General features: G+C 29.2%; 9 protein-coding genes. All 9 read left to right on the forward strand.

Annotated elements, in window-relative coordinates; all coding sequences use genetic code 11:
- On the forward strand, positions 1-1,412 hold a 1,412-nt coding region (locus tag SA378_RS09815), incomplete at its 5' end, for a UvrB domain 3-containing protein (RefSeq protein ID WP_412178693.1).
- 1 nt (position 1,413) lies between these two features.
- Positions 1,414-2,130 (forward strand): M48 family metallopeptidase, encoded by a 717-nt coding sequence (locus tag SA378_RS09820; RefSeq protein ID WP_412178694.1) that lies wholly within the window; start codon positions 1,414-1,416, stop codon positions 2,128-2,130.
- A gap of 214 nt (positions 2,131-2,344) precedes the next feature.
- Positions 2,345-3,067 carry a hypothetical protein gene (locus tag SA378_RS09825; RefSeq protein ID WP_318525815.1) on the forward strand — a complete coding sequence of 241 codons (723 nt, stop codon included), beginning with the start codon at positions 2,345-2,347 and terminating at the stop codon, positions 3,065-3,067.
- Between the two features lie 166 nt (positions 3,068-3,233).
- A complete protein-coding gene (locus SA378_RS09830; protein ID WP_318525816.1) occupies positions 3,234-4,721 on the forward strand; it encodes an SIR2 family protein in 1,488 nt (495 codons plus the stop codon).
- A 301-nt stretch (positions 4,722-5,022) separates the two neighbouring features.
- On the forward strand, positions 5,023-6,831 hold the full coding sequence (locus tag SA378_RS09835; protein ID WP_318525817.1) for an AAA family ATPase: 1,809 nt from the start codon (positions 5,023-5,025) through the stop codon (positions 6,829-6,831).
- Between the two features lie 17 nt (positions 6,832-6,848).
- Complete coding sequence (locus tag SA378_RS09840) at positions 6,849-8,123, forward strand: McrC family protein (RefSeq protein WP_318525818.1); 1,275 nt, start codon at positions 6,849-6,851, stop codon at positions 8,121-8,123.
- Positions 8,124-8,313: 190 nt separating this feature from the next.
- Positions 8,314-9,087 (forward strand): ADP-ribosylglycohydrolase family protein, encoded by a 774-nt coding sequence (locus SA378_RS09845; protein ID WP_318525819.1) that lies wholly within the window; start codon positions 8,314-8,316, stop codon positions 9,085-9,087.
- 52 nt (positions 9,088-9,139) lie between these two features.
- On the forward strand, positions 9,140-9,556 hold the full coding sequence (locus tag SA378_RS09850; protein WP_318525820.1) for a GNAT family N-acetyltransferase: 417 nt from the start codon (positions 9,140-9,142) through the stop codon (positions 9,554-9,556).
- A 150-nt stretch (positions 9,557-9,706) separates the two neighbouring features.
- On the forward strand, positions 9,707-11,286 hold a 1,580-nt coding region (locus tag SA378_RS09855), incomplete at its 3' end, for a RecQ family ATP-dependent DNA helicase (protein ID WP_318525821.1).

Raw genomic sequence — 11,286 nt, forward strand, 5'->3', positions numbered from 1 at the left:
AACTATTTCAGTCCATAGGTTTTAAAAAGTGTGCCATCATTACATCATACATACCAAATGTAAAAGATATTAAAGGTGAAGCAACTGGTGAAGATACTGAAACTGAAAATATTGAGAAATATGAAACATATAAAAAGATGCTAAATGGTAAGTCGGTAGAAAACTTTGAAGAAGAAGTAAAAAAACAGTTTGTGGAAGATCCTGCTCAAATGAAACTTTTAATAGTTGTAGATAAGCTTTTAACAGGATTTGATGCACCTCCTGCCACTTATTTATACATTGATAAAAACATGAAAGACCACGGTCTTTTTCAAGCAATATGCCGTGTTAACCGTCTTGACGGCAACGACAAGGAATATGGTTATATTATTGACTACAAGGATTTATTTAAGAGCCTGGAAAAATCCGTTAAAGACTACACTTCAGAAGCTTTTGGCGACTATGACCAAGATGATGTTGATGGGCTTTTAAAAGATAGACTTAAGCTATCTAAAGAAAGATTAGATTTAGCTTATGAAAGTCTCAAGGCACTTTGTGAACCGATTGATAAATCTAAAGGTGAGTTAGCTTATATTCGTTATTTTGTTGCAAAAGATACCTTGGATAAGGATGCAATCAAGGAAAATGAGCAAAAGCGGCTTGAATTATACAAGCTGGTTGTTGCTTTTATACGGGCATATGCTAGTATAGCCGATGAGATGGAAGAAGCAGGATACACAGCAAAAGAAATTCAGGAAATTAAAGATGCAACAAAATTTTATGATAATATCCGTTCTATTGTCATGCATGCAGCAGGGGATTTTATAGACCTAAAAGCATATGAAGGTGATATGAGACACCTGATTGATTCATACATTTCTGCTAGTGACAGTAAAAAAATATCAGAGTTTGACGACATGACCCTTGTTGATATAATTGTAGCAAGAGGTGAAGATGCTATAAATACATTACCTGAGGGCATAAAGAAAAACAAGGATGCTGTAGCTGAAACTATTGAGAACAATGTTAGAAAGCTAATAGTAGATGAAACACCGACTAATCCCAAGTATTATGAAAAAATGTCTGTTCTGTTAGATGAGCTGATTAAGATGCGAAAAGAAAAGGTTAATGAGTACGAAAAATACCTGAAAGAAATAATTGAATTAACAAAGAAGGTAAAAAATCCAGGCGCCTCAAATGAATATCCTAAAAAAATAAATACAGGAGCTAAGCGTGCTTTATATGACAACATGGAACATAATGAGGAATTAGTTATTGCAATAGATGAAGATATTCGTAATTCAAAACCTGAAGGATTCAGAGGAAATAAAATTAAGGAACGCAAGGTAAAATACACCATAGGTAAATACATTAAAAATGAAGAAAAATTAAATGAAATATTTGAAATCGTAAAGAAGCAGAGTGAATATTAACATGGACAAAATAACTGTAAGTAATATAGACATAGATTTAGTAAGAAAGAAAATAAAAAATATACATTTGTCGGTCTACCCTCCGGATGGGAGGGTTAGATTGGCGGTTCCTGAAAAAATGAATGATGAAGCTGTAAGAGTGTTTGCTGTTTCAAAATTAGCCTGGATTATGAAACAAAGAAAAAAATTCAGCGCGCAGGATAGGCAAACTGAAAGAGAATTTATATCCGGTGAAAGTCATTACTATTTTGGTGAAAGATGTTTATTAAATGTAATTGAAACAAATGGAAAACAGCATGTTGAGTTGAGAGGCAATAAGTATATTGATTTATATGTAAGACCTGGCAGTACGGTAGATAAGCGGGAAAAAATAATGTCAGATTGGTACAGACAAAATATAAAGGCTATCATACCTGATTACATTAATAAATGGGAAGATATAATAGGCGTTTCAGTAAATGACTGGGGCGTAAAGCTAATGAAAACCAAATGGGGCACATGTAATGTTCAGGATAAAAGAATTTGGATAAACCTTGAACTTGCCAAGAAAAATCCACGGTGCATTGAATATATAGTTGTTCATGAGATGGTTCATTTGCTTGAAAGACATCACAATGATACTTTTAAAGCATATATGACAAAATTTCTGTCTAATTGGAAAAGCATAAAGGATGAACTTAACGGATTGACCTTTGACAGCAGCAAATGGTCTTATTAAAAAGCATGTGAACTATATATATGTTCGGAAAAGCTTGAAAAACTTACATAATATTTAATTGTCAAGAAGAGCCATGATTTAGTGAAGGATTTTATTTGTTAATTGATAACACAGATAATTTAATACAGGTGAAAAGAATGAAGATGTATGTTGGTATAACAACAATGTTTATCTAGGGTAATATAATTATTACTTAATAACGGGGGATGGTAATATGCTAAATAATGATTTGCTAAAAACAATTTGTGAGCTGTATAAAAATAAAGCAGAAGACATTGGGGAAAGCATAGGTTTATTGAATATGGTATTAGATGAACTCCTTAATGCGGTTAATCTAGATGTATCAAAGAATTTGACAAACAGGAATTATGATGCAGCATCTAAGAGCCTTGAGCTTCATAAAAAAATTAGTGAAGAATATGAAGAAAATAGTGAAACTATAGATTTTATTGAAAACTCTATAGCAGAAGATTTAAGCACTGATTTTGTTGTGCAAACAGATGAAGATGAAAAGAAGACTATTCCAGATTATAGTAAATATACTGTCGATCAGACAATACCACATACATTATATGAAAATTTCGAATTCAAAAGGCCAATAGGCTTTAAATTATATGACAAAACTGTAGAGGCAACAAACTGGGCAAATGTGCTTCAATTTACATGTGAACTATTATATAATATAAATTCTCAAATATTTAATAGTTTTATAAGTGATAAAAATATGAATGGTAAAAAGAAAAGCTATTTTGCAGTATCAGAAGGTAACATTAGAAAACCAAGAAAACTACATAACACAGATATTTATATAGAAACAAATTTGAGCGCAAATTCAATTAAACAAATTATAATTAAAATGCTAAAAAAGTATCAAATTAAATTGACAGATTATATTGTATTTTTTCGAGCTGATTATACGGAAATTGGGAAACAATAAAAGTAAATAATTATACTATAGCAATAATTAAATTTAAGGGGTGAAATAATTTGGAGGATAGAATTAAAAATGAAATAGCTCAAATAGTGTCATCTTTTACTCAATTGCCTTATTTATTGGAACAGGTTTATCTATTAGATATTCAACTGCTCCATCTTGGGATGGCTTGTTAAAAGAAATATGGACAGAATTAAACGATAAAACTGAAATGGAATATAAGTTTTTTGTTAGAAAAGTTGAGCATGAGATAGGACAAGATATTGCAAATCTGGAACCTGATGAAAAAAAGTATAATTTGAATCCTTCTTTAGCATCACAAATAAGAAACCAATTTAATGACCGATTCTATTCTGATCAAAATTTTATTTTAAAAATATTTCATGATGATGAAGTGAAATTAATAATAGAAAATGGATACGATCCTTTTAAATTTTACATTTCTAAAAAGGTTAATGTATTAAAAATAAAAGATGACAAACTTACATATGAAGAAATGAATTGTTTAAAGGATAATCAAAATAAAATAGCCGGTATAATTACTACAAATTATGATAGTATTTTAGAGCAAATTTTCCCGGACTTTGATGTATTAATGGGAAATGAAAGCTTGCTTATTGCTAACACAGACAATCTATTTAATATTTATAAAATACATGGAAGTAATAAGGAGCCTAATACCATTGTAATAACTAAAGAGGATTATGAGTATTTTATTGGAAAACTTAAATATTTATCAGCAAAACTTTTAACGTTATTTGTTGAACATCCAATAATTTTTATAGGATACAGTATTTCAGATGTAAATATAAGGTCAATACTGGAGGAAATTACTTTTTGTTTATCTAATGAACAACTTAGTAGTTTAAAAAATAAGTTTTTATTTATAAAACCGGCATTTGGAGAAAAAGATAGTATAAATACAAGGGAAATTATTTTCAATAACAAAAAGATAATTATGAATGAAATTACCATAAATAATTATATGGATTTTTATACAGAGCTTTCAAAAATAAATAGTTCTATGCCTGTACGTGTTATAAGAAAAATGCAGGATATGTTTTGTAATTTTATTGCTACAACTGAAGCAACAAATAATATTTTTGTTGGTAATCTTAGTAATCCAAATATTAGTGATGATAAAGTAGGCGTTTATTTTGGCCCTTTAGAAACAGTTTCTAGTATTGGATTCAAAACCTATAGCTTAAATGATATCATGGAAGATATTCTATTTGATAATAAGCCATATTTAGTCAATCTATCAATAATAGATGAAACATTTAAAAATATTAGAAGTATAAGCGGACAAACATATTTACCTATATATAAATATTTGTCTAAATTAGGTCTTACTACAGATTATTTACCTGATAATTTTAAAATAATAAAAAGTATATCTGGTATCGATCTTAATAGAACTGAAAAAGAGTATTGTAAAGATAAACCACAATTCAATTCAATTAAGGAAATTTTAGAATGCTTTCCGAAACATCACGCCAAACAATTAGCAAATATTCAAAAAAATTACGACAAAATACCATTAAATGAATTGAGCCAATTTCTAAAAGAGAAATTTTATGATGGAGATTATAGAAGAAAAATGGAATCGCAATATAGAAAGATTGTTGCATTATATGATTATAGAAAATATTCATAATAAAATAAAAGAAGGTATAATTCGCAGTTTTCATTCTTCCTGAAAAGGAAATAATCCAACTGCTTCATATACCTTGTACTTTATCATCTGTATTTCTATTTAAATTATACCACGGATAATTCGAAAGTCAATTATTTTATTGTTCAGTTTTTATAATATTTTACAAGTGGCTATGAATAAATACTCAACAGGAAACAATGAATAAATTGAGCTTATTTCCTAGCGCAAGGCATCTAAATAATAGATGTATAATTATATATAAAGAATTATTATTAAGTATCACACATGGAGGAACAATATTATGCCTATTAACATAAGCAAAGAAAACATAATAAGTGCAATTAATGAAATTAACACAAGTACCAACAGAATACCACCATCAAGAGCTTCTGTATTATATGACCTGGAGTATAACGGAAAGTTATATCCTCCAAAATATGTAATATCTATAGCTAATAAATATGCAAATGGTACTGAGTTATCTCCGAATGATTTTACTGCTGCTGAAGCAAGGAATAAACTAATTGAGCTTGGATTTAATGTTATAAAAAAAGGGGATGGAAAGTTGACCGATAATAGCCTATATAATGAAGATAAGAACGTACCTAAAAATCTAATACTATATGGACCTCCAGGCACTGGCAAGACTTATAACGTAATAAATAAGGCTTTAGAGGCAGTTGATTATAATAAATATAAGTTGCTTATTAATGATCCAACTAAAAGATCAGAATTAGTAGCAGAATATAAGAACCTTGTTAATAAGGGTCAAATTGCATTTTGTACTTTTCATCAGTCTTATTCATATGAAGAGTTTATTGAAGGATTAAGAAGTGATGAAAACGGTACTTTTACACCAAGAGATGGTATTTTTAAACAGATATGTCAATCTGCTAAACCAAAGGAATCAGGAAAAATAACTACTTATGATTTTAAAGAAGATAAAATAAATTTCTTTAAAATGTCATTAGTTGATGACTCTGCAGGCGGAGACTATATATTTGAGTACTGTATTAAAAAAGATGTTGTATCTCTAGGTTGGGGTGGAGATATAGATTATAAAGATTGTGATGATAAAGCCAAAGTAAGAGAAAAATTTTTATCATCTAATCCTGACAGAAAAAGCAATGATTTCAATATTGAAGCAATCGAAAGATTTAAAAATTGGATGAATAAAGGGGACTTAATATTAATTTCCAGCGGCAATCATAAGATTAGAGCCATTGCAAAGGTTGATGGAGATTATTATTTTGATCAAGACACAGATATTACATTTTGTCATTTCCGTAAAGTTAAATGGCTTTTTTCAGGCGATCCTATTCCTGTAAGTCATTTTTTAAAAAATAAGGTGCTATCTCAGCAAGCTATATATATGTTTGCAACTCAAGACTTAATAATTGAAAATATCCGTGAGTTAATAACTAAAAATAGTGGTAGTAATAATAAAACAGATAATTATGTGCTTATTATTGATGAAATTAATAGAGGTAATATATCCAAAATTTTTGGTGAATTAATTACTCTAATTGAATCTGATAAAAGAGCAGGCGAAACAAATGAACTGACTGCAATATTGCCTTATACAAATGAAACATTTAGTGTACCTAGCAATTTATACATCATTGGAACGATGAATACTGCAGATAGGTCTATTGCACTATTAGATACGGCAATACGAAGACGTTTTGAATTTATTGAATGCATGCCAAGGCCGGAGTTAATAGATGTTAATATAGAAGATATTAATGTTTCACAATTTCTTTCAACAATAAATAAAAGAATAGAATTTTTACTTGATAGAGACCATACTATTGGACATGCTTACTTTATGGATAAAGATTTAGATTTTGGAAAGTTAAAAGATATAATGATTAAAAAGGTAATTCCACTACTTCAGGAATACTTTTATGATAACTGGGAGAATATTGAGAGAATACTTGGTGGAGCAGGTAAGATGGGAGATAACAATTACTTTCTAAATAAAGAAGAGGTACAACCTGGTAGTTTATTTGGAGAAAAGCTTATGGATGTTTTAGAACCAAAGTTTAAGTATACTATTGTTGAAAATCCTTCAATTAATGCTTTTTTAAATATAACTAATAATATTTAATCTAATGGGAGAAAACATTGAAACATATTACAATTCATGAGTGTTATGATAAAATATATATTAAAGATAGTAATGAAGAAAATACAATTACTGACAGTCAAGCTCATGAACTTGATATTTTAGTAAAGAATTTAAATTTAAATAAAGATAATATTATATGGGGAAGAAATTATATAACCTTTATTAATTATGTAGGTTTTATAAAACTTCCTAGTTTTTCTATTGAAATTTTGCCTAAGGTCGGTATATCAGATGATGAAGGTGATAATGATTGCTCAAGAAAAGTGTTAATTAACATGCTTTCTAAATCTGGTAAATTGGATATTAATTATTCAGAATTAAGCGTCCATAAGATATTTAAAAAGAATATTTTCGAAATCTTTGCCTATCTGTTCGTGATAAAGTTAGAAAAGGAATTAAGAAGGGGAATACAACTAGAGTATGTACAAAAAGAAGAAAATATATATTTTCAGAAAGGCAAGATTCTTATTAAAGAGCAAATACAAAATAAGGTTAAAAATAATAGTAAATTATATTGTTGCTATGAAGAATTTGAAAGCAATAACAAATTAAATATGGTATTTAAAAATGCCATTGAATTGTTAATAACTAAAGTAAAAAATATTGAAACTGTAAATAAGTTAAAATATTGTGCTTCTTATTACTCTAACTTAGATAAGACATTCATTAGTAATAGTGATTTAGATTCTTTCCAATTCAACAGGATGAATAGGAGATTTGAGCCTGCTTTTTATTTGGCTAAAATGTTTTTGAAGTCATATTCATCAACATCAGCATTAGCAAGCAATAAATCATTTTCATTGCTTTTCAAGATGGATGAGTTATTTGAAAAATACATAGCTAAGGTTATAAAGAAAAATATAGATCAATTTGTTTCAATACAAGATAACAGATACAAGCTGCTAATCAGTGAACAAACTGCAAATAAATCATTTCCGATAAAGCCGGACATAGTTATAGAATATGAAGGTGAACCAAAATTAATAATTGATACGAAATGGAAAAGAATCAGCAGTTCTTTCCATAGGCATGGGATGAAAAGGGAAGACCTTTATCAAATGTATGCTTATCTTACGAGATATGAGAATTCTACAAGCGCTGTGTTATTATATCCTCATAATTCAGACATATCTGCTGGGCCTGGTGAAGTATTAGAATCATGGGTTTTAGAGAATCAGATTAATAAGAGGTTAAGGTTATATTCTATTGGCTTGAAGAATGAGAATGATACAATTGAGGTTCTAAAAAAGATAATAAATGAAAATATTTGAGGATACGGAGAATTTGAAGATTCATTAAGTGAAATAAATAGATTGTATGAAAAAAAGAAAATGGATTATCAAAAAAGTTCATTGAAAAGAGAGAATTCTACGGACGTGAATTATTTAATTTAAAAGATAATGTGGCTGAAGGCAGAATAGCGAATTATTTAAGTATTATGAAATTACAAGGGGTGATTTTGTGTTAGGAGCTATTATTGGAGATATTATTGGTTCTGCTTATGAGTGGAACAATGTTAAGCATAAACAATTTGAACTATTTACTGTTACGACAAATTTTACAGATGATACTGTTATGACCATTGCAACAATTGATGCCATAATAAATAATATACCATTTAATGAAAGTTATAAAAAATGGTTTAGAAAGTATCCTGACGAAGATTATGGCGTAAATTTTTTATATTGGGGGAATTCAGACAGTCTAGAGCCGTACAACAGCTGGGGAAACGGGTCTGCTATGAGGGTAAGCCCTGTTGGTTTTTATTATAATACATTAGATGAAGTTTTGTTGAAATCAAAGGAAAGTGCAGAAGCAACACACAATCATCCTGAGGGAATAAAAGGAGCTCAGGCTACTGCTGCAGCAATTTATTTGGCTAAAAATAACAAAGAAAAGCATGAAATAAAAGAATTTATTGAAAATACATTTGGATATGATTTAAATGAAAGATTAAACAGCATTCGTAAATGGTATGACTTTGATGAATCCTGTCAAGGAACAGTTCCACAGGCAATCATTGCTTTTTTGGAATCAAATAATTTTGAAGATTCAATAAGAAATGCTATATCAATCGGTGGAGACAGTGATACACTTGCTTGCATAACCGGAGGTATTGCGGAAGCTTATTATAAAGAGATTCCTGAAAATATTTTATCAAAAGTAAATTTAATATTACCATTGGAAATGAAGACGTTAGTTAACAAGTTATATGGAAAAAGAGTATTGAATTAAAAAGAATTAAAGAAAGATTAGTATTTATAATATAAAAAACATGTGAGGTATTATGATAACACTAAAAGAAATTACAAGAAATAATTTTTGGGATTGTATTAGTCTTGAAGTTACTCCGGAGCAGGTTGATTTTGTAACTTCAAATGCTGTTTCAATTGCACAATCAAAAGTTCAGCCGGAATGCATTCCTATGGCGGTATATGATGATGATTTAATTGTTGGGTTTGTTATGTATTGCATAGATGAGGACGACAGTGAATACTGGATTTACAGATTGATGATAGATAAAAATCATCAGTCAAAGGGATATGGCAAAAAAGCAATGGAGTTACTTTTAGCTAAAATAAAAGAAGATAAGTCTCATGACAAGATATTTCTTGGAGTACATAAGAAAGCTTTGCTACTAATATGTATCAAAGCTTTGGATTTGAATTTAATGGGCAGGTTTTTGGCAAAGAGCATATTATGAGGCTGGATTACTAAAAGATTATTTATAATGTTTTATCCAATTTGCAGTATAAGTAGCATTATACTTTTTAAGAACCGACATTTGAAAATATTACTTCAATTACTAATGAAATTACTATTTGTTAAAAAATAAAAATTTTAGGGGGCTAAGATGAGTAATTTAGAAGTAGAAGTAAAGAAATATTTAAAGCAAGCATTCGGGGAAAATGCAGATTTTAGAGATGGTCAATTAGAAGCAATTAAAGCCGTACTTCAGGGAAGGAGAGCATTAGTTGTTCAAAAAACAGGTTGCGGTAAAAGCATAATTTACTTTTTAAGTACAAAAATATTGCGGGATAGAGGTAGAGGTCTGACAATAATAATCAGTCCTCTAATATCATTGATTAATAATCAGTTGGATTCTGCAGAAAAGTTTAAATTGAAATCTAGAACTATAAACTCTGATAATACTGATGATTGGGATGACATAATAGATGAAATTTATCATGACAAAGTTGATGTTTTATTTGTTGCTCCGGAGAGATTAGCTAATGACGAATTTCAAAGAAATGTTCTGAATAAAATCACTAAGTCAATTGGTATGCTGGTAATTGACGAGGCTCATTGTATTTCTGATTGGGGGCATGATTTCAGACCTGATTACAGAAGAATAAAAAATATTGTAAAGTTTTTACCTAATAATGTACCTTTACTTGCTACAACTGCAACAGCAAATAATCGTGTAATTGAGGATGTGACACAGCAATTAGGAAATGATATACTAGTACAAAGAGGACCATTAACTCGGGAATCTTTGGTGATTCAAGTAATTCATTTAGACAGCAAAGAAGAGAGATTAGCTTGGCTGATTGAAAATATAAATAAAATTAATGGCACAGGCATTATTTATTGCTTAACTAAAAATGACTGTAATATAGTATCTAAATGGTTAAATGAAAATGGAATATCCGCATATGCTTACTATTCAGGTATAAAGTCTAATAAAGATGAAGGACGAGATGAGCGTTTAAGAATAGTCGATATATTTATGAGAAATAAAATAAAAGTAATTGTAGCTACAACGGCGTTTAGTATGGGAATTGATAAGCCAGATATTAGTTTTGTTATTCACTTTCAAAAACCTGGTAATGTTGTAAGTTATTATCAACAAATAGGACGAGCTGGAAGATCACTAGATAGGGCTTATGCCATTTTACTTGCAGGAATCGAAGATGATGATATAACAAAATATTTTAGGGATACAGCTTTTCCAACTTACAAAGAAATGGATGATATAATAAAATTACTTGAAAGTAATGATGGAATGACTAAGGGAAAAATACTGAATTTATTAAATATATCAAATGGAAGATTTGATAAAGCCATTAAGTATCTTTTAATTAATGGTGATATATATAAAGAAAAAACATTTTATTATAAGTCAATAGCTCAATGGAAACCAGATATGCAGTATAGTGAGAATATAACTAATATTAGAAAACAAGAATTGGATAGGATGAATGAATTTATAAACATAAAAGATTGTTATATGAAATTTACTGCAAATGAATTGAATGATGAAACTGCTCGTGACTGTGGAAAATGCAGTAATTGTATAGGGCGTCCAATATTTCCTGAAAAACCTACACATGAAAATATATTAAAAGCTATAAAATTTCTTAAAACGGATTTCTATACAATAAATACTAGAAAAGTGTGGCCAGCAGGTGTTCGAATCGATAATAAAAATAA

The sequence above is a fragment of the Sedimentibacter sp. genome (assembly GCF_033447055.1).
In the GTDB taxonomy this organism is placed as follows: Bacteria; Bacillota; Clostridia; order Tissierellales; family Sedimentibacteraceae; genus Sedimentibacter.

What these genes read in the sequence shown, in the direction of transcription:
- SA378_RS09820 (WP_412178694.1), top strand. Translation starts at nt 1,414, where the DNA reads ATGGACAAAATAACTGTAAGTAATATAGACATAGATTTAGTAAGAAAG.
- SA378_RS09825 (WP_318525815.1), top strand. Translation starts at nt 2,345, where the DNA reads ATGCTAAATAATGATTTGCTAAAAACAATTTGTGAGCTGTATAAAAAT.
- SA378_RS09835 (WP_318525817.1), top strand. Translation starts at nt 5,023, where the DNA reads ATGCCTATTAACATAAGCAAAGAAAACATAATAAGTGCAATTAATGAA.
- SA378_RS09850 (WP_318525820.1), top strand. Translation starts at nt 9,140, where the DNA reads ATGATAACACTAAAAGAAATTACAAGAAATAATTTTTGGGATTGTATT.